13 protein-coding genes are annotated in these 21,355 nt (G+C 45.4%); 11 read left to right on the plus strand and 2 right to left on the minus strand.

The annotated features are described in order from the left end of the window. Nucleotides 1-281: 281 nt before the first annotated feature. Both PATL_RS03920 and PATL_RS03925 read left to right on the plus strand, forming a co-directional pair. Nucleotides 282-2,927 carry a TonB-dependent receptor gene (locus tag PATL_RS03920; protein WP_041713291.1) on the plus strand — a complete coding sequence of 882 codons (2,646 nt, stop codon included), beginning with the start codon at nt 282-284 and terminating at the stop codon, nt 2,925-2,927. Nucleotides 2,928-3,046: 119 nt separating this feature from the next. Continuing rightward, a complete protein-coding gene (locus PATL_RS03925; RefSeq protein ID WP_011573657.1) occupies nt 3,047-5,038 on the plus strand; it encodes a tetratricopeptide repeat-containing sulfotransferase family protein in 1,992 nt (663 codons plus the stop codon). A gap of 649 nt (nt 5,039-5,687) precedes the next feature. Here PATL_RS03925 and PATL_RS03930 read toward each other — a convergent pair. Then, nucleotides 5,688-6,425 carry an SDR family oxidoreductase gene (locus PATL_RS03930; RefSeq protein ID WP_041713293.1) on the minus strand — a complete coding sequence of 246 codons (738 nt, stop codon included), beginning with the start codon at nt 6,423-6,425 and terminating at the stop codon, nt 5,688-5,690. 404 nt (nt 6,426-6,829) lie between these two features. Here PATL_RS03930 and PATL_RS03935 point away from each other — a divergent pair, with 404 nt between their 5' ends. The 6 genes from PATL_RS03935 (at nt 6,830) to PATL_RS22340 (ending at nt 12,837) form a co-directional block, all read left to right on the plus strand. Continuing rightward, nucleotides 6,830-7,807 carry a sialic acid TRAP transporter substrate-binding protein SiaP gene (locus PATL_RS03935; RefSeq protein ID WP_011573659.1) on the plus strand — a complete coding sequence of 326 codons (978 nt, stop codon included), beginning with the start codon at nt 6,830-6,832 and terminating at the stop codon, nt 7,805-7,807. A gap of 2 nt (nt 7,808-7,809) precedes the next feature. Next, the gene (locus tag PATL_RS03940) at nt 7,810-8,334 is read left to right on the plus strand and encodes a TRAP transporter small permease (RefSeq protein WP_011573660.1); all 525 of its coding nucleotides are present in this window, start codon (nt 7,810-7,812) and stop codon (nt 8,332-8,334) included. Nucleotides 8,335-8,336: 2 nt separating this feature from the next. After that, nucleotides 8,337-9,617, plus strand: coding sequence for a TRAP transporter large permease (locus tag PATL_RS03945; protein ID WP_011573661.1), 1,281 nt, complete (start codon nt 8,337-8,339; stop codon nt 9,615-9,617). 85 nt (nt 9,618-9,702) lie between these two features. Then, the gene (locus PATL_RS03950; protein ID WP_011573662.1) at nt 9,703-10,416 is read left to right on the plus strand and encodes an AraC family transcriptional regulator; all 714 of its coding nucleotides are present in this window, start codon (nt 9,703-9,705) and stop codon (nt 10,414-10,416) included. A 102-nt stretch (nt 10,417-10,518) separates the two neighbouring features. Next, complete coding sequence (locus PATL_RS03955; protein ID WP_041713297.1) at nt 10,519-11,493, plus strand: DMT family transporter; 975 nt, start codon at nt 10,519-10,521, stop codon at nt 11,491-11,493. 525 nt (nt 11,494-12,018) lie between these two features. Beyond that, complete coding sequence (locus tag PATL_RS22340; protein ID WP_232283285.1) at nt 12,019-12,837, plus strand: PEP-CTERM sorting domain-containing protein; 819 nt, start codon at nt 12,019-12,021, stop codon at nt 12,835-12,837. A 106-nt stretch (nt 12,838-12,943) separates the two neighbouring features. On the opposite strand, the gene PATL_RS03965 is transcribed toward PATL_RS22340, so the two are convergent. Continuing rightward, nucleotides 12,944-14,881, minus strand: coding sequence for a DNA topoisomerase III (locus PATL_RS03965; RefSeq protein WP_011573665.1), 1,938 nt, complete (start codon nt 14,879-14,881; stop codon nt 12,944-12,946). 247 nt (nt 14,882-15,128) lie between these two features. Between PATL_RS03965 and PATL_RS03970 the strand changes: the two genes are divergently transcribed. The 3 genes from PATL_RS03970 (at nt 15,129) to PATL_RS03980 (ending at nt 21,307) form a co-directional block, all read left to right on the plus strand. Then, nucleotides 15,129-17,561 carry an alkaline phosphatase D family protein gene (locus PATL_RS03970; protein WP_011573666.1) on the plus strand — a complete coding sequence of 811 codons (2,433 nt, stop codon included), beginning with the start codon at nt 15,129-15,131 and terminating at the stop codon, nt 17,559-17,561. A 509-nt stretch (nt 17,562-18,070) separates the two neighbouring features. After that, the gene (locus PATL_RS03975) at nt 18,071-19,795 is read left to right on the plus strand and encodes a purine-cytosine permease family protein (protein ID WP_011573667.1); all 1,725 of its coding nucleotides are present in this window, start codon (nt 18,071-18,073) and stop codon (nt 19,793-19,795) included. Between the two features lie 9 nt (nt 19,796-19,804). Then, entirely contained in the window at nt 19,805-21,307 is a 1,503-nt protein-coding gene (locus PATL_RS03980; protein ID WP_011573668.1) for a mannitol dehydrogenase family protein, read from the plus strand. The last annotated feature ends 48 nt before the right edge of the window (nt 21,308-21,355 follow it).

Here is a 21,355-nt window from a genome sequence, read left to right on the forward strand (position 1 = left end):
GAAATAATTCGTTTACGAAGCAAATAGCTGATATTGCATCAGTTAGCAATCAATCCTGTTGTTTTGACTGTTTTAAATCACTAATCATAAAGGAATTGTACAAATATCTGCCGACGCAGACTCGAATTCTTCCCTCATTATATTGGTTCGTGTTGAACTTATTTTTGCGCTTTGCTGTAATTTCTTTAAAATCATACTGTAGAATAAAAATTAAACAGCTTTAAACGTAAAAAAATACCCGACTAGCAACACCTAAACTAGACCACACAAGGCCAATGAGAATGAAAATATCCAAGTTAAGCTGCGCGGTCGTTGCCGCACTTGCTACTACGCCCGTCTATGCTCAGCAAGAAGCCGCAAAAACAGGCAAAGCGAGTATTGAGACTATTGAAGTAACTGCAACAAAACGCTCAGAGTCGATTCAAGACATTCCCGTGTCAGTGACCGCACTAAACGGTGAAGCATTAGAGAACCTTGGGGTTGATAATTTTCAAGAATACGTCGAGTTCTTGCCTAATGTGACCTTTCAGGGTACAGGCCCTGGACAAAACGAAATTTACATTCGTGGCGCAGCAACGACCCAAAGTAATATCTCTGTTTCATCTGTGCAGGCACTTCAGCCTTCTGTCGCGTTTTACCTGGACGAACAACCGGTTTCAATGCAGGGCCGTAATCTAGATATTTACGCTACCGATATGCAGCGCATTGAGGTACTACCTGGGCCACAAGGGACCTTGTTTGGTGCCAGCTCACAATCAGGCACCGTAAGATTGATCACCAAAAAACCTGATCACACTGGATTTGCTGCAGGGGTTGATACCAGCACCAGTTTCACTAAAGGTGGTGAAATGAGTAATTCTGTAGAAGGGTTTATAAACTTCGCAGTATCAGACGACCTTGCCTTTCGCGTAGCGGCCTACACTGATAACCAAGGCGGTTGGATTGATAACATCCGCAACGATCCAGCGAATGGCGGATACATCGGTAGCGCAGTGGTTATCGACAGAATCTCTGGCGGTGTGCTTAGCGACCCTGAAAATACTCCGGTGATTTCACCTGAAAACGATGCGTTAGTGGAAGATGACTTTAACGATGCGGTTTATTCAGGTGCGCGTTTTGGTCTGTCTTACATTATTAATGAAGATTGGGACTTATTGGTTCAACACACTCAGCAAACATTGAGCACTGAAGGCGTGTTTGCATACGATCCTAATTTAGAAAGGGAAACCTCAACTAACCGCTTTGTACCTGAAGACAATGATGACGAGTTTGGTTTGACTACTTGGACCTTAGAAGGGCGTTTAGACAAACTAGACATCGTTTACACTGGGGGATACTTAGACCGCTCAATCGACTCAACCATTGATTACACGGGTTATACCAACGGCGGTTTATTCTCTGCTTATTATGTGTGTAATTATGGTGGAGATGTTGCGCCAGAAGATGAGATTTGCTTAGACCCAACTAAGTATTACAAGGAAAAAACCGACAGCACGCGTATGACCCACGAGTTGCGCTTTAATACGCCAACAGACAATGTATGGCGTCTAACTGCTGGTGTATTTTACGATGAGCAAGACCTCAATTCAGTGGGTAAGTTTAATATCGCTAATACGGACAAGTTCGACGATTTAGCCCGAACTTTGGTAGGCTCTGAGGGGGTTAACTCAACGAGTCAACCCTTTGAGCCGAGCATCAGTTTCGTAAACGATATTCAGCATGCAATTGACCAAATCGCAGTGTTTGGCCAAATAGAATACGACCTGACCGACGACATTACCGCAACGTTTGGTGCTCGCTGGTATGAAATTCAAGATACGTATAAAGGCTCCACCACCACTGTTGATGTGAGTCGCCGTTTGCGTGCGTTCGGTACGCAAGATCCAGCTGAATTGGCGGCATCTGGTTTAGATGATGGTGTGATAGCCGCGATAGAAAGCGGGCAACTTGAAGTTGATTTACTCGATGGTGATGGCACATTGACCGTAGACGATGTGATTTTGAAAGCGTCAGTTGACTGGAAGGTAAACGAAGATATTCTGGTATTCGCCACCTATTCTGAAGGCTTCCGTCCGCCTGTAACCAACCGCGTAGGTGGTGGTTTAGCGACCAATCAAACAGGGGCGTTTGAAGATTTCCGTATTCCAGTATATTCAACAACGGATGAGTTAGATAACTATGAGTTCGGTATCAAAGGTGACTTCCTAGACGGTATTTTACGTGTTAATGCTACGGCGTACTATTCTGAAATCAGTGACCTACAAACCTCACGTTATGACCCAACCAACATCAGCTTCTTGGTATTCACTGACAATGTTGGTGACGCTGAAATTCGCGGTCTTGATGCTGACTTAACCTGGTTGGCCACTGACAACCTTGTTATCAACGCGGCGTTTAGTGTGTTAGACACTGAGTTGACGAGCATTAACGCTGCACTAGATGGAATAGCGCCACCTGTGGGCAGTAAACTACCGTATTCTGCTGATTTCTCGGGCAATATCCGTGCACAATACTTTTATGAGTTAGACAATGGCTTTACTGGATATATCAACGGCTCAATTAGCTACACAGGTGATCGCTTAGCGAGCATGTCGATGGACGCCTATGCTCTTGAAGATGCTGCACAGCTCGTTTATGGCGCAGGGACAGGCCTAAGCATTGAGCGTGAAGCCGCTGTGTACGAAGGCGTAACGTTTGCTGATTCAAACGGTGAGACCATTCAAGGTGGGCGTTACATCCAAGACAGCTACATACTTGCTAACCTTGCATTTGGTATTACTAACGATGAATGGAAAGCTGAGATCTTTATTGATAACCTAACGGATGAGAGTGCTATCTTGTATATTGATGCCCAGCAATACACGCCTAAAATAGTGTCTAACAGACCACGTACCGTAGGGTTAAGATTGTCTTACGACTTCTTCTGATCTTACTGATGTGCTTAAGCTTTTAAGCGCAATACGCATATGAAGGCAAGCCTACCTAGGCTTGCCTTTTTTATGTACGGGCAGGACATATTACCATTCAGTTTTTCGGAGTCGCTACATTGAGTACCAAGCATACATCCCAAGCCAAACCATCGTTTAATGAAGCGTGTAACGGGATAAAACAACTTATTCAACAGGCGAAATTTAGTCAGGCCATTGCGTTGTGTGATCAGCAATTAGCGAGTCATTTATCAAATAATAATAGAGTTGAAATACTGTATTTATTGGTCGTAGCTCAGCGGTTAAATGGTGATTTAAGTGAGGCACTCGAGTCAAATAAAATCTTGCTGGAGGCAAATGCTAAGCACGCACGAGCTTGGCAAGAAAACGGTTATTTGTATCTCGCATTGCGTGAGCCACAACAGGCCGCTCAGTCTTTCTACCAAGCTACGCAGTTAAACCCCGCACTACTGGCCAGCTGGCGCGCATTACTGCCGCTTTATCAACAGCAAGAAAATGCCAAAGCGGTGACAATCAGCCAAGCACAAATAGACTATTTATCCGGGCTACCTAATGCGGTGCTAGGTGCTAAAGATTTAATGTACGAAGGGAATTTATACGCAGCTGACAAAGTTTGTCGTCAGTTCTTACAAGCTAACAAACACAACAGCGAGGCGATGTTATTGCTCGCTGAAATCGGTATTCAGCTTAAAGTATATGGCGAGGCTGAATTTATTTTAAGCAGTTGTTTAGCGCTTTACCCTGAACACAAAGCGGCCGGCATCGCGTACCTTCAGCTGTTAGCCAAAATGGCTAAATTTGCCGAAGCAAAAGCCTTGGCTGATAAGCTGCTGGCAGCCTCTGGCGATAACGTCGTCCTGTTAAGTGCTAAGGCCAGTGCTATGGTCGGGCTGGGGGAAGTGGAAGCAGCCATCTCAATTTACCAAGAGTTGTTGCTAAGAAACCAAAACCAGCCGGGCATACAACTATTGTTGGGACATGCGTTAAAAGCGTTAGGGGATTTGCCAGGGGCAATCAACGCTTACCAACAGGCATATCGATACAAAGCTGAATTTGGTGACGCATACTGGAGTTTAGCCAACACCAAAACCTATCGCTTTAGCGATACTGAGCTTGCTGCAATGGAGCAACTTGTTGTTCAACAGAATATTGCGGTAGATGACAGGGTACATCTGCATTTCGCCTTAGGTAAGTCATTGGAAGACAGGGGCTCTTTTGATGCTGCATTTTCACATTATGCCAAAGGTAATCAGCTTAAACAGCAACAGATTAACTACAGTCCTGATGTGTTCGAGCGCCAAGTAGCCAAGCAAATCGACACCTGCCAACCAGAACTATTTGCACGTTTAAAAGAAGCTGGCGAGCAAAGTCCTGATCCTATTTTCATTGTTGGTTTACCCAGAGCGGGCTCGACGTTACTCGAGCAGATACTCGCATCGCACTCTCAAGTTGATGGCACTATGGAGCTGCACGATATTCTTGGGCTGGCATCAAAATTACAGGGTCAAAAAAATCAATATCCTCAGATGTTGGCCGATTTGGATGAAAGCTATTTTGCTCGTTTTGGGCAGAAGTATTTGCAAGACACACAAGTGTACAGAGCCGGCGCGCCGTTTTTTATCGATAAAATGCCGAACAACTTTTTGCACATAGGCCTAATCAAATTAATCTTGCCTAACGCCAAAATAATCGACGCAAGACGCGATCCTATGGCGTGCTGTTTTAGCGGCTTCAAGCAGTTATTTGGTGACGGGCAGGAGTTCTCATACGGGCTAGAAGAGATAGGCCGTTATTACCGCGCTTATGAACAACTTATGACCCATTGGGACACAGTGTTGCCAGGCTTCGTATTAACAGTGCAGCACGAAACACTGATTGATGACTTGCATGGTCAAGTGGAGCGGATTTTGGATTTTTGCGGATTACCGTTTGAGCAACAGTGTATCGATTTTCATAAGACTGAGCGGGCGATAAAAACCCCCAGTTCAGAACAAGTCAGGCAGCCTATATACCGCTCAGGCATGGAGCAATGGAAGCACTTCGATGCTCATTTAGGACCGTTGAAAAAGGTCTTGAACCATGACATGTAGCACGGGATAACAAAGTGTGAAACCAGCGTTGAAGATCCCAAGGGTTACGTACAAAGGCAAATTTGAAGAGTTGATTGAAAAAAGCATCTGACAGCATCTCTTTCGCTGTAATGGCACCGCAGTGGCGAGGAAATTTGCTCTGCCTTCTCACTATTTTAAAGGGAACAACCATTACTACATAGCGACGCCTTAATCAAAAACCGCTGGACGCATTCTGAGGCGGGCACTTAATTAATGCGGATTGGTATTGATTTGTGACAAGGGAACATAAGGTAGTACGTAGGGTCGTGCCAATGTAACTTGTTAAGCACTGAGCGAATGCTGGAACCACCTGTTTTCGCAATGTGGATGTATAAGAAGCTGTAGCGCTGGTTTAGCAGCATGTTTCAATGCATTTCAAGGTCGCTCTAGCAAAACTGCCAGAAAGAAAATCACTGAATTGACACTACCAAACGGCTAAGCGAAATCGAATAGCGTGACATGATAACGCTGAACATCTCCACGTTTGTGTAAAGGAATCTCAGCGTTTTACTTTGAATGAGCCGAGATAGTGCTGACAAAGAAAAGTCAGTGCCGATGAAAGGCTAAGCATTGTTGACTAACAAGCGATAGCCTGTAGGAGGGCATTTTATATTTACGTCGCTTGAGCCTAGACGATACCGCCATTTGCTCTGAGTACTTGGCCATTTATCCATGCGCCGTCTGGGCTAACTAGAAATGCCACCGCACGGGCAATATCCTCCGGTGTGCCTAATCTTTCTAACGGACTCATTTTAGCCAAGCGGTCGATCAGTTCTTGCGATTTTCCATCCAAAAATAAGTCTGTCGCTGTGGGGCCTGGTGCTATCGCATTCACCGTGATGTCCTTGCCGCGCAGCTCTTTGCTTAAAATTGCACTCATGGTTTCAACTGCTGACTTTGTCGCTGCGTAGATACCGTACTGTTCCAGTTTTAAACCGACAACACTGGTAGATAGGTTCACAATTCTGCCCCCATTTGGCATTCTGTTAGCCGCCTGCTTTAGGGTATTAAATGTGCCTTTTAAATTGACTGCGATTTGCTGGTCAAAATCCGTCTCTTCACTTTGTGCCACGGGCGCATTTTTCATGATCCCTGCATTATTGATTAGTACATTCACAGGACCCAGTTCGCTTTCTATTTTGTCGAACATTTGGCTAACACCATCGCTATTCGCTACATCACAACAAACCGCTAACGCCGCGTATCCCGCATCTTTTAGTTCCTTCACCAAGTCGTCTGCGGGCGCCGGGTTTTTGGAATAATTGACTGCGACAGCAAAGCCATCGGTCGATAGTCTACGTACTATTGCGGCCCCGATCCCTTTAGAACCACCTGTGACTAGCGCGACTTGAGGTACAGACATCATTATCTCCTGAGTTTGAAAATGAGCGATTGAATCAGCTTACAAGGTTTGGTTTCGAATAGGGGCGATAGAAAATTAATCTTACAATTGCGCTAGCCCAATGAGCACTAACACCTGCTCTGGTGAGCTGACATTCTGCGCCGCTTGGGTTAATTGGGTTAATTGGATAAAGGGGCTTTATTACCTCAGCGAACTAGCGCTGCATTGATGCTCCGTTTGCACTGTGTTTTGTCGTTATGATCACCACTCTGCGTATTTCAAATTCCTCAGTAACGGCCATAAAAACTGTATTTGAGAGCGGCTAATCTGAAATACTCGGCAAGCAAACGTGCCTAACTATTTTTGCAACTTGCTAACATTTGTCTTATTATTGTTAACAATTAACCAGTTGAGTTGTTTGACAGTCGATGCGTAGCTTTCTATTTTTTGTCTTAGGGGTTTTTACATCCGTTGATGTATTTGCCTCACCACAAACGCTATTTTGGGGGCACGTCTACGAGGTTAGCGAGCCCTTGCATAAACAGGCCGTGTGGGCCGCTGAGCAAATAAAACTGCGCACTAAAGGGCGCTACGACATTCAGGTCTTCCCAGTGTCTATGCTGGGTAAAGAAGCGGCGCTTAATGAAAGCCTACGTTTAGGCAGTGTCGACATTATTTATACTGGAACCAGTTTTGTTGCTCAGCTATTTCCCCCTTTTGCCCTAACCGATTTACCTTATATCTATGCTAGCTATGAACATTGGCAACGCTTCAACGAAAGTGATTTGTTTGATGAGCTGGCCAAAGGCTATGCAGACATCACGCAGGGCAATCAAATTCTGGCCAATAACTATTACGGCGCAAGACACGTGACGTCTCACGCGGCCGTGCTTGGCCTAACTGACAGCAAAAACTTGAAAATACGCGTGCCCAACGCGGCTATTTTTAAAATGTTCCCTACGGCCATAGGCGCCAACCCAACACCAATTGCATTTTCTGAGGTGTATATGGCACTGCAACAGGGTGTGGTTGATGCACAAGAGAATCCCCTACCAACGATAAAGGCCAAAAAGCTGTACGAAGTGCAGCCACATATTAGTCTCACTGGGCATATGTTGGGCTCAAATTTAAGCATTATTAGTCAACGTAGATGGGCAATGCTAAGCGCAGAAGATAAAGATATTTTTAGTACGGTATTAAGACAAGCCGCTGCCCGTGTATCTGATGAAACCCGCACCATCGAACTTGAGTTGGTGGCATGGTTTGAGACCCAAGGGATACAGGTTCATCAAATTGATACGCATGCCTTTCGCCAAGCTACCTTGGCCCTTCATGAGCCCTATTTGCCTATCGTAGGGCGAGAAAATTATCAACGTTTGTTGCAGCTAAATAGTGAAGGTAAATGAGTATGTCCTTATCAGAAGTCGATATAAACCATAGTGAACAGCCAGTTGTTGATTTGCCGATCCGTTTAGAGGAGGTGATTAGCTTAGTTATATTTTGGGGACTCGCCATTTTATTGTTTGCACAATTTTTCAGTCGTTACGCTCTCGATGCTTCCCTAGGATGGTCGGAAGAATTGGCCCGTTACTTACTTATTTTGCTGGCGTTTTCAGGGGCGAGTATTGCCACCAAAAACGATGCGCATATTGGCGTCACCCTGTTGCATAGATACTTGCCCGTCAAAATGCTTAGTGTGCTGCAACTGTGCATCGCTTCGCTCAATTTAGCTGTGGTGCTGCTGTTAATGGTATATGCCAGCCAAATTGGCTTTGCCTTGTCGCTTTACACACTGGCTTCGCTGCCCATATCAATGAGTTGGTTTTATGCCCTCATCACGCTGTTTTTACTCTTAATGGCTGGTAGAAGTGTTTTAGTGATAAAGCACCGTTGGTGCTCAATGCGTCAGGCACATATGACTGAGGTGGCGTAAGTATGGTGATCGCGGTGTTATTGATTTCTTTGCTGCTGTTAATTGCTAGCGGCACACCTGTGGCGTTTGCTTTATTGCTCGCATCAATGTTGGCGATTGTGGTGGATGGCAGCGTACCAAGTCTTGTTGTGCTGCACAGTATGCTAGGAGGCATGAATAGCTTCCCGCTGCTGTCGATCCCTTTTTTCGTCTTCGCTGGTGCTTTGATGAATAGTGCAGGAATAACCCAACGTATTTTCGATTTTACCAATGCGCTGGTGGGCTGGTTACGCGGTGGTTTAGGCCATGTGAATGTGGGGGCATCTATATTCTTTGCCGGTATGTCTGGTGCTGCGGTCGCTGACGCGGGGGGGTTAGGTGCCATTGAAGTCAAAGCAATGCGAGACCAAGGTTATGACGCTGGATTCGCTGTGGGGTTAACGGCGGCATCTTCTACAATAGGACCAATTATTCCCCCTAGTTTGCCTTTGATTATTTATGCGGTTATGTCTTCGTCTTCAATCGGAAAGCTATTTGCCGCAGGGGTAATTCCTGGGTTGGTGATGGCATTAAGTTTAATGTTGATGGTGGCTTGGTATGCCAAAAAACGTCAATACCCAAAAGACCATGGTTTTTCAGTGGTGCGCTGCGCAAGCACCTTTAAACGGGCGTTTCTTTCCCTGATGACCCCAGTATTGATTATTGGTGGCATTTTATTTGGACTCTTTACTGCGACTGAAGCGGCTATTGCCGCCAGCGCATATGCTCTGTGTTTGGGAGGGCTGGTGTATAGAACTCTGAACCTCAAAACCTTATTGAGAGTCAGCATAGAAACCATAGAAACGACCAGTATTATCATGCTGATTATTGGGGCTGCGGCTGTTTTTTCATGGGTGTTAACCACACAGCATATCACCACTGATTTCACCCAGTGGATGTTGGCGTTTACCGATAATAAAGTCACGATATTATTATTGATGACGCTCATTTTGTTCATAGTCGGATGCTTTATGGAGACAATTGCCGCCATCACCATTTTGACGCCAGTGCTGCTGCCCATTGCTGTCAGTTTAGGGGTTGATCCCTTGCATTTCGGGGTGATGATGGTGCTCAATCTAATGATCGGGTTACTGACGCCTCCTGTAGGCATGGTGTTGTATGTGCTATCTCGGGTCACCGACGTTCCTTTTGAAACATGCGCCCGAGCAACCTTGCCCTTTTTGGTACCCTTACTCATCGTATTGATGCTGGTCACCTTTATACCGGGACTGACAACGTGGCTTCCTTCGGTGTTATACCCATAGCGGCAACCTTATCCAAATGGCACGCTTTCAAACTCTAAGAAACTAACGTTATACTGTTTTTCCGTTTTTACGATGCATTGCCGTTATGAACAACAGCCTGAGTATCCGTGCTTACACCAAGCAACTTCAAAGCCATGTACACCACAACCACCATCAGCTGGTGCTGCCCGTTCAGGGCAGCATAGTGATTGATATGGTCAGCTACACAGGCAAAGTGACCGTGGGGGAATGTGTGGTTGTGCCTAGTGGCACAGAACATGGTTTCAAAGCGGATGAAGCTGCACGTTTTATGGTGGCCGACTTAGCCACATTACCCGCCCACTTACTTGAAAGCGGACTGGCTGTATTTTCTATTTCCCCGCCTTTGATGAGTTTTTTATTGTTTGTTGAAAAACAATTACAGCACCAGATCGATAGCGGTATTGAGCATTCTATTCTCGATGTTTTTAGTATGTTGCTGAGTCAGCAACGGGCAATGCATACCCTTGATAAACAAATGCGTATAGTACAAGGCTGGATCAATGAACATCTTGAACAGCCTATGAGCATTGATACGCTATCCGCGCTGGCTTGCTTAAGCCCAACGCAATTCAAAAAGCGCTTTAAAGCCAGCTTTTCCATGAGTGCTCAGCAGTACATTACTGGACTTCGAATGGAAAAGGCCAAAGCCTTGTTAGCGCATACTGACTTGCCAGTGCAGCTTGTGGCTGAAAAAGTGGGCTATGGCGACCTTTCGGCCTTTAGTCGGCGTTTCTCTGTGTACACTGGGTTATCGCCTCGGGCATTTGCACAAACCTAATAATCACGTCTTTTTAAACAAGCCTTGCGTCTTTTTGGCAAAGTAATCAGTTTGCCAATTGTTTATGCTTCTCTCACGATTTGCTCAAAACGGAATAGGAAAATGTTGGCGATGCGCGGAGGCTTTACTCAATATCAATACGGAGTAATGGCAATTTTATTTGCTTCTGTGCTCTGGGGCACAACAGGCGTGGCAGCAAGCTTCGCACCCGGTATCAGCCCATTAGGGATAGGGGCTTTTGCGATGGGTGTGGGGGGAATGATGCTAGCTATATTAGCCCGTCGTAAACTAAAAGCTAATGTAGCCAACCTGTTGCAACAAAAAACACTACTGCTCTTGAGTGCATTGGCTTTGGCGATTTATCCATTGGCATTTTATAGTTCCATGCGCATGGCGGGTGTGGCGGTAGGTACGGTTGTTTCCATTGCTAGTGCGCCTTTATTTGCTGCCTTGTTGGAGTGTCTTTTTAGCAAAGCGTTTCATCTAACGAAGCGCTGGTTGATCAGTGTTCTGATTGGCTTGATTGGGATCGCGTTACTTGCTTATGGCGAACCGCACGCGACTGAAATAGCGGCTAGTGGGGTGTCAGAAGAGCAAGTAGCCCAGCAGCGACAAGTATGGGGGATTGCATTAGGATTATTAGCCGGCCTAACGTATGCGTTTTACTCTTGGGCCGCGCGCACCATGATCGACAATGGCGTGCATTCACAAGCTGCCATGGGAAGCATTTTTGGCTTAGGCGCTATGGTGTTGTTACCGTCGTTATTCTTCACTGGGGATAACTTGTTTAGCTCTCCAGGTAATGCCCTTGTATCATTGTATATGGCGTTGATCCCCATGACGTTAGGCTATATCGCCTTTGGGTATGGCTTGCGCCATATTAAAGCGAGTAGCGCCTCGTTGCTTACCTTAATGGAGCCAGTGGTAGCAGCAATACTGGCCGTACTGATTGTCGGTGAGGTGATTTCACCGCTGGGCTGGTTTGGTATGTTATTGATTATGCTGTGCTTACTCATTCAAGCAACCGAGAAACAACCGGTCGCTACTGTTGCTATGAAGAGCAGTGCTACAGCTTGAGTCTGACGCGCTTACATCTAGTTCTAAATGGACTTTCTAGAATTAAATTTGAAATTTAATATATATGAAATTTCAAATGTGATGCGATACTGTTCACTGAAAATCACAGTGTCTTAACTGCAGTGAAAATATAACCAAAACGCCATCAACCTATGTAATCAATTGTCAGAAGCAGGAAAGCCATCCCTATGGTGGTTGTATGTCACAGCATCACATAAGGCTCGTCACGCCATATCAGGTAATCTTTTGAAGAGCATTTAATATGCAGTCGAGGCATCCAAGAAACGATAGTTTGGAATTTAATATTCCTAACTTTAGATTGGTCATAGTAAATAGCTTCATATGATAAATACCGATAATAATCATTTATTTAACTTGTCGGACTTCTTTACACTACATAATGGGGGTTTGTCTAAATTATTGATTTACCAATATTTTATTTATTGGCTGGTTTATTGCTTAGGGCCGTCGCGTCAAATTATCCCGATGCACTTAAAAGTACTTATAATTCATATGGAAGCAGTAATGAAATTGATATCTTTAAATAAAATATTCCTAGTTCTTGGTCTCACTTTACCTAGCGTTCATGCTAATGCCACACTGATCGATGATGTGGATAACCTGAACGGTATTTATTTTACCGAAACGTTTGAGCCAAGTTCTGAGGTAAATTCTGAGGCAAGTACCGCGCTAAACTCTGAGCGAAGTACTACTGTGCAACGTCTTGACTCGCCAACTTTAGGGATAATTTGTGATGATACTATTCTTTCCTCAATACCTTGCGGTGGCGGTGATGATGGTGACATCGAACCTGATTATGCAGGTAAAGGGGTTGGAACATACACAGTGACCAATAATCTAGAGAACAGTACATTAGTGGGTTTTGGTATAACCAATGTGGACACCGTCGCATGGATTGATGAAGAACTTGATGCTTGGGTTGGAAATCAATACGTCAGCTACAATGCGATGACGATCGATGCCTCTAATTGGCAAACACAAAAATTATACGGTTATGAAGATGAAGTGAATACCGCTCAAGATTTGTACGGGGATATTGATGACTTCTTTGAGGACGGAGAAAATACGTTGAATTGGTATAGCTACTTTGATGGTGCATTAGAATATGGTCAAAGCTGGGGGGGATTCAAATTCTACGGCGATGGACCTCGCTCATCTTTGTATGGGATATTAGACGTTGAAGGCTCAGCTACCGTTTTTGCCAATGGCATTACACCAACTAACGTAACCACAACTCCTGACGCAACCAACGTACCTGCTCCTGGCTCGTTAGCTTTGCTAGCGCTAGGTTTATTCGGCATTGCGTTACGTCGTCGTAAATAGTCATAATTCTGTGATTAACATTTGCGGATTGCTATTTTGCGGCATCTGCAAAACATAAGAAACCGCTAGCGTCACTATGCGCTAGCGGCTTTTATAGAGAAGCATACTAACTGGCCTTTTTCTTCTTACGCCACTTCTTTTTGTACGCAGGTTTGGTTGAGGCAAGGCCTGCAAACTGACTGGTATCGATGCGCTGACTGGCGTTAATTAACTCGCCAATGGTGTGCGTAAGAGGTTGCATAAAATCTTGATAACGCATTTTACGTTGGGAAATTTTATCCAAATTGGCCTCCCATATAGCGGTCATATCGGGTTGGGTTGATTCGCTGGGCAGGGCATATATCAGCGCCTTGCCCGTGGGTGTGGCGTGTATTTCCTTGCCACTTTTTTGCATAAACTGTCGTTTAAACAATAAATCAATAATCGAGGCTCTGGTTGCCTCTGTGCCTAAACCGTCTGTGTCTTTAAGAATTTTCTTGATGTTAGCGTCCTGCACATAGCGGGCGATGCCTGTCATGGCGGCAAGTAAGGTCGCTTCGGTGAAGTGTTTAGGGGGCGAGGTTTGCTTTTCCACTAGCTGAGAGTCAACACAATCGAGCGCTTGGCCTTTCACCAGGGTTGGTAATGCAGGTTCGTTTTTTGTTTGGCCGTTCTCTGGGATCGCTACGCCGTTTTGCTTGGTTAATACCAACCAGCCCTTATCTGTGGTGGCTTTTGCTTTGGCTACAAAGGTCCCCCCAGCGATCGTCACCACGGCTACTTGTTCTTGATACTTATGGGGGCCATAAAACTGCATGATGTACTGGGTAGCAATCAATTGATAAATTTTCGCCTCATCGCCACTTAAGCTTGATATGGCCTTGTTGCGAGAGGTGGGAATAATCGCATGGTGAGCATCTACTTTGCTATCGTTCCATGCTTTTGATTTCAATTTACTATTCGCATTCTCCACGGCACTTTGCTGCTCTGGTGCATTGGCTTTAATGGCGCTTAATACTTTTGTCGCTTCGCTGAAATGCTCCATGGGTAAATAACGCGAATCAGAGCGGGGGTAGGTGATTAACTGGTGACGCTCGTACAAAGACTGGCACACAGTCAACACTGCCTTAGGTGACAAGTTAAAGCGTTTCGACGCATCAATTTGCAGCGCCGACAGGTTATAGGGCAGGGGGGGCGGACTTTGTTTATCCTTCACCGTATAAGACTCAACGACACCCGGTTGGCCCCGCGTTTTATTGACCACGGTTTCTGCGAGTTTCTTAACAATCACGCGACCTTCTTCATCCTGATAAGGCTCGCAAGCTGAACTTGGCTGCCATTTTGCTGTGAACGTTTGGGATGGTTGCTCGGTTTGAGTGGCGAGCGTCGCCATGACTTCATAGAAGGGTTTCGATTTAAACTGGGCTATTTCTGCATCCCGCCTGACCACTAAACCCAGTACTGGGGTTTGTACTCTGCCGACCGACAGCACACCTGAGTAGCCGCCGCGCTGGCCGAGCAGAGTGTAAGCACGGGTTAAGTTAAGCCCATATAACCAATCCGCTCTTGAGCGTGCAAGGGCAGAGATGGACAAGCCAGTAAATTCACGATTGGGGCGAATATTAGTTAAGGATTTTTTAACTGCGTTTAGGTTTAAATCATTGATCAGTAAACGCCCAGCGTTATCGATAATATCGCGCTTAACTTTGCAGTAGGTGATGACTTCGTCCACTAAAAGCTGACCTTCACGGTCTGGATCCCCCGCGTTGACCACCTGAGATGCTGTTTTCAATAAACGTTTTATGACCGATAACTGTTTGCTGGTGCCTTTTTTGGGTACCAATATCCAATCTTGCGGCACGATAGGCAGGTGCTGCAAAGCCCATTTTGCGTAAGCAGGGTCGTATTTATCAGGCTCAGCTTGTTCCAGCAAATGACCTATACACCAAGTGACGCAATCGCCATTTCCTAGGGTGATATAGCCATCATGCTTTTGTTGCTGACCGCTGAAGCCTTGCGCAATTGCACGGCCTAAACTGGGCTTCTCCGCTATATATAGGATCATTGAAATGGTGCTTAAGGTAATGTGACTGTATGTAAAGACAGTAGTGTAGCAATTAATTTTACTTGGGTGTAGCCAGAGCGATTTGTTTTTGAATGTTACCTTGCTTTTACAATGTTGGAATATCCCCTTTGGGGACAGAGCACGTGAGAGGGAAACCGTATTCATAAAAGTCAAAAAAGTAGTGGTTTTTTGTTTTCTACTTTGTATAATTAATGTTAACAATAAACAATTTTCAAAGTGATCCCAGATGAAAAGTAGCAATGATAACTGTACGCAACCAGAAATTATGTCGCGCCGGGCCGCACTTAAATTCGTAGGAGCAGGGGTAGGAGCCGGAGTGCTTGCAGCCAGTGCAGGCTGTGCTCGCTCGTTGCAGAATCAAAAAGCGGATACCACACTAGCAAAATCAGCGGTAAATGCTGACGCTGAGCGCGTTACTCAAATGCAGGATAATTGGCAGCAAACCCATGATCGTGTTTGGCTTGGGGGCGAGTTTTGGGCTAACCCGATGGAAGATTGGCAAGTAAAAGAAGGTCATGCTCATTGCATTAACCCTGGTGGCAATCGCAGTGTTCATTCGCTAACGCATCAGTTAAAACATCAACAAGGTGACTTTGAAATACGTGTATGTTTACAAAATCTAGCGCCAAATGAAAACGACGGTGGTGGCGGTGTGCGCCTAGGCGCGCGCAGTGAGCTGAATGAATACCGCAGTAATTGTTTTGTGCGCGAAGGATATGATGTTGGGGTGATTAAAAACACCTTAATTGTTGGCAGCGAGCGAATACCTCTGAAAATTGATATTGCTGATAAACCAGTGGATTTAATCATTTCGGGTAAGCCGCAAGTCGGCGCGATGTTACTCAATGTGGAGGTGCATCTAGCAGAAGATCAACGTTTGCTTGTGGGGCATTCATTGCTGGTGTCAGCAGATGAAGTGCTCGGCAACGTAGCCCTTGTGAGTAATTTTGCGTTGCCAGCAACTGATTTTCAAACTGATGCCAAAGAGCATAATGGTAGCCGCTACCGTTTTAGTGACTGGCGTATGGCGGGAAGCGCATTCGAGTACTTACCAGAGCAGCGCTTCGGCCCCATTTTGTGGACTATGTATACCTTGAGCGATTCACAAAGCGAAAAGGGATTTGTGCTCAAACTCAGTGCATTACTTGGGCCCCTAGGGGCAAAAGACAATCAGAGCGTAGAGCTTCAAGTTAAGCGCCGTGGTCAGTGGAATTCATTAGGGCATAGCCAGATTGATCCAGCTGCATCATTAGCGACCTTCACCCATGAAAACTGGGACGAGAGCCAAAGCACAGAGTTTCGGGTGATATACAATCAATTACGCAAAGATGGCTCACACACACCAGACATATACTCAGGGACCATTCAAGCAAATCCCAAAGACAGGCCTTTGCGTATGGCATCTTTGACCTGCCAAAACGACTACGCATTTCCATATGCTCCAGTGGCTGAAAACCTACAAAAGCTTAACCCAGACTTAGTGTTTTTCTCTGGTGATCAGCTATACGAACATCACGGTGGTTTTGGTTATGTTAGGGCGCCAGCGCAGCGCGCAACACTGAATTATTTACGCATGTACTATCAATTTGGTTGGTCATTTAAAGAGGTGATGCGCGACCGTCCGACGGTATGTTTACCGGATGATCACGATGTACTACAAGGTAACTTATGGGGAGAGGGCGGTGCACCCATGCAACACATTGAACGTGACCCGTCTGCGAGCATTCTAGGGGGATACATTCAACCTATTTCTATGATTAACGTTGTGCACAAAACCAATACGTCACACCATCCTCAAGGATTTGATACAACGCCCAATCCAAGTGGTATTAGTAGCTACTATGGCAGCTTGATCTACGGTGATGTGGGATTTGCTATATTAGCTGACCGCCAATGGAAGAGTGCGCCTGAGGGAATTGGCGTTGTAGTGGGGGCAACGGGTCAAGATGAGGCGCCAGGTTATATAAACCCCGATTTTGATGGTCCGGACTTAGCCTTGTTAGGTCAACGTCAAGAGGCATATTTAAAGCAATGGGGACAAGATTGGCGTGGTCATAAACTCAAAGCGGTGCTTAGCCAAACGGTATTTGCAGGCATTGCGACCCATCAACCACGGCCTGACCGATATTTGAAGTACGATTTTGATAGCAGTGGTTGGCCAGCAACGGCAAGAAACAATGCCATCGATATTATGCGCGAGTCTGCAGCGCTGCATATATGTGGCGATACGCATTTAGGTACGCTGTCGCAATATGGTGTGCATAAACAGCGCGACAGTAATTGGGCATTTTGTAGCCCAGCGATTGCTGCAGGTTGGCCGCGCTGGTGGAAGCCCGATGCGGTAGGTTTCGATGTGATAAATCGCCCTGAGCATGGATTAGCTAATACCGGCGAATATCTGGATGCCTTTGGCAATAAGATGTACGTTTACGCCGTCGCGAACCCGTTAGTGGGGAAATCGGCTAACCGGTATGTGCAAGCGCACGAAAAGGGCAGTGGCTTTGGCATGATCACGTTTGATATCGAAAAACAAACATATACCTTAGAAGCCTATAAATTCTTGATTGATGTAGCTGACAATAAAGTGTCAAACCAATATGACGGTTGGCCGGTAACGATTCACAAAGATGAAAACCGTGGAATGAATCAGCTGCGCTAAGCAAAATTGTCGTCGTGTCTTTTGAAAAGGCACGACTCTTTTGCGTCTTCAATCGTTAACTTTTATTCACCTTTGCTATTTTTTGTTAGAACTTTTTGTACATAAATACATCATTTACCAACTTTATTTATTTACAAAATGTTTACTTTATTGCTCGTCCTGGTGCTATTCAACTCTGAATTACCACAGCCATCTTCATGAAAAATATAGTTATTTTCTTTGCTTGCGATCGATCTTTCGTGGCATTGGGATGTGCGTCGTTTAATAATTGTCCGATATTTAACTGTACTCACGTCATTAACAAAGAGTTGACAAGTGTTACTCGTTTTTGGGAATATGCCCTCCATTGGGGCATATGCCCAAATAAGATATCTTGTACTTGTTATTGCCTGAGTGCGTTCGAGGCTTTTATTCGAATTTTATGACGCCTAGGCCTGAGTACTTATTAACGCTCTACTCGCTATTTGAGTTTCGCGTGGCATAAATTGACAGCAGGTTGGATAAACAATATGACGTCTCAAACGCATAACAGCAGTATCGGGAATATTAGCGAAGAACAGCTACCTATTCCCAAGCATAAATTAAAGGGTTGGACCCATTTTTTAGGTCTGTACGCTGGTGAGCATGTTGCCGCGACGGAATTCGTCTTCGGCGCAACGTTTGTGGCACTTGGCGCCACCATGACCGACATCTTACTAGGCTTGTTAATTGGTAATATTTTAGCGGTACTAAGCTGGACCTTCATTACTACGCCCATCGCGGTTGAAACTCGATTAAGCCTATACACTTACCTGCAAAAAATTGCTGGTGACTCGATGACTAAGCTCTACAATTGGGCGAATGTTATTATTTTTACTGTTATATCCGCTGCCATGATTACGGTCTCGGCGACGGCAGTGCGCTTCGCCTTTGATATTCCAGCTCAGCTCAATTGGTATCCCACCAATGCTTGGTTTGTGGCTATCGTCTTAGCGGTGGGGATTATCGTGGTGCTGGTGGCTATGTATGGCTTTACCGCAGTATCCAATTTCTCTGGCATTTGTGCGCCATGGTTGCTTGTCATGTTTGTGAGTGGCCCATTGATTTTGATGCCCGCTTTGGCAGACTCTGTTATTGGCCAAACCGGACTCAGTAGTTGGTCTGATTTCATGCACATAGGTAGTATTTCCGTTTGGACGGGCCTAGACGCCAACGGTGAGCCTGGTATTGGTCTGTTAGAAGTCATTGGCTTTTCTTGGGCTGCCAACACAATCACCCACTTCGGCTTGATTGATATGGCTATTTTACGCTACGCCCGCAAGCGCTCGTACGGTGTGTGCACCTCGGCCGGCATGTTATTTGGTCACTATATCGCGTGGATTTCTGCTGGTATCATGGGTGCAGGCACAGCGGTTATCGTGCAAAAATCGATTGTGGAATTAGACCCAGGTGACGTGGCATACCAAGCACTAGGTTTATCCGGTTTGGTGATTGTTATTGTCGCGGGGTGGACCACAGCGAACGCGAACCTGTATCGTGCTGGCTTGGCTGCTCAAGCCATTTTCAAAAACCATTCACGTACCAAAACGACCTTAACCGTAGGTCTGGTCACTGTGTGTGTGGCATGTTTTCCTTTCGTGTTTACCAAGCTTTTGCCTTTATTAACCTATGCCGGTTTATTGGTGGTGCCAGTAGGTGCCATCGTATTTGCTGAGCACTTTATCTTCCCGCGTATTGGTTATACGCGTTACTGGGTGGCATATCGTCAGCTTACGCATAGCAGACCAGCTGTTGTGGCTTGGGGCTTAGGTTTAGCGTTTGGTTTTGGCTTAAATGCGTTGGATGTTTTGTCTTTTTATTACCTGTTTATACCAACGTGGTTCTTCACCATCTTTGTGTATACCGTGATGGCAAAACGTCATGGTGCGGCTGAAGCGTACCCAGAAGAGCAAGCACAAATGGAAGCATTCAACCAACGTGTTGAGCTTCATCAAGAAGAGCAGGCTCGAAACGAACCTGACCCTGTTATACATATATCAAAATTAACCCAGTCACTGCGTGTGATATCGATTGCCAGCTTAATTGTTACGTTTGCGTTGGCGTGTAACACCATGTTTTTCAGTGCCGACATTTCTGGCTACGAAGTGAACAGAGACATGTTTTTCAATGTCGGTTTTGCTTGCACACTTATTTACTTTTTCACCGCTTATTGGGCCATGCAGCGTAAAAAAATAGCTGTCGGCGCCAACGTTTAGGACATCATTATGACTATCGAAAACAGTATTGTATTAAATCAAGCAAATTTACCGTCATTGCCTAAGAGTGTTACCGTTCCAAATTACGACCGTAGCAAAGTGACATCAGGCATCGTGCATATTGGTGTTGGGGGCTTTCATCGTTCCCATGAAGCGTTTTATACAGATGAATATATGCAGCAAAGCGGTGATTTATCTTGGGGAATTTGCGGCGTTGGGTTGCGCGAAGGCGACCGTAAAATGCAGGCAATTCTTAAAGATCAAGATTACCTATACACCTTGATAGTAAGGCACCCAAATGGCCAAGTTGAAAATCGTGTGATTGGTTGTTTGACGGACTTTTTACTTAGCTGCGATGCACCGCAAAAAGTGGTGGATAAGATGGCCAGCGACGAAACTAAAATCGTGTCTTTGACCATCACCGAAGGGGGATACAACTTCAATCCCGTGACAGACGAGTTTGATTTCACCCACCCTGATGTGGTGCATGACTTAGCGAATCCTGGTTCGCCTCGATTAGTCTTTGGTTATCTAGCGGCGGCGCTAAAAGCACGCAAAGACGCAGGTAAAAAACCATTTACAGTGCAATCTTGTGACAACATTCAGCACAACGGTAATATGACTCGCAAGATGCTTTTGGCTTACGTAGGGCAGTTTGACCAAGACTTGGCTGAATGGATTTCACAAAACGTGCATTTTCCAAATGCCATGGTTGACCGCATTACACCGGCTACCACCCCTGCTGATATGGCTTACTTGGCCGACGAAGTTGGCGTGAAAGACAACTGGCCTGTAGTGTGTGAACCTTTTATTCAGTGGATTATTGAAGATAAATTCAGCGATGCCCGCCCATTGTGGGAACAAGTCGGTGCGCAGTTTGTAACGGATGTGACCCCATATGAGAAAATGAAGATACGCCTTCTTAATGCGGGCCATTCAGTGCTAGGTATTCTTGGCTCGATTGAAGAGCAGGAAACGATTGATGGTGCAGTGCAAGAGCCTCTTTTTACGCGCTATTTACGGTTATTTATGGACTCTGAAGTCACGCCTATTCTTGACCCAGTGGATGGCATTGATTTAACCGAATACAAGGATGTGTTGTTTGAACGTTTTGCTAACCCGAACATCAAGGATAACTTGTCGCGTATTTGCTTAGAAAGCTCGTCAAAAGTATCTACCTTTTTGTTACCGACATTACTGCAAAATCTTGCGAGCGGCGGCGAAATTAAGTGCGCAACACTGGTGATTGCCGCTTGGTGTTACTACAGCGATAAACGGGTGAATAAAAACGGTAAAGCGCTGGATATTAACGACGTAATGTCAGCTGATTTGCATAAAGCAGCAGAGCAAACCGCCAATGATCCCTTAGCGTTTTTGCAGCTTGATAGTATTTTCGCTGAAGTGAAACAACAGCCTAGATTTGTAGCAGAATACCAGAAGCAAATTGAAGCGCTTTACGCGCAAGGTGATATTAAGGCACAGATGCAAGACGTTGTGGCCCAAGCCCTGTAAAGCGTAAGTATATCTCTCGATTTTCGTTGCTTCACGAAGAAGCCCGTA

This window comes from Paraglaciecola sp. T6c (assembly GCF_000014225.1).
Taxonomy (GTDB): domain Bacteria; phylum Pseudomonadota; class Gammaproteobacteria; order Enterobacterales; family Alteromonadaceae; genus Paraglaciecola; species Paraglaciecola atlantica_A.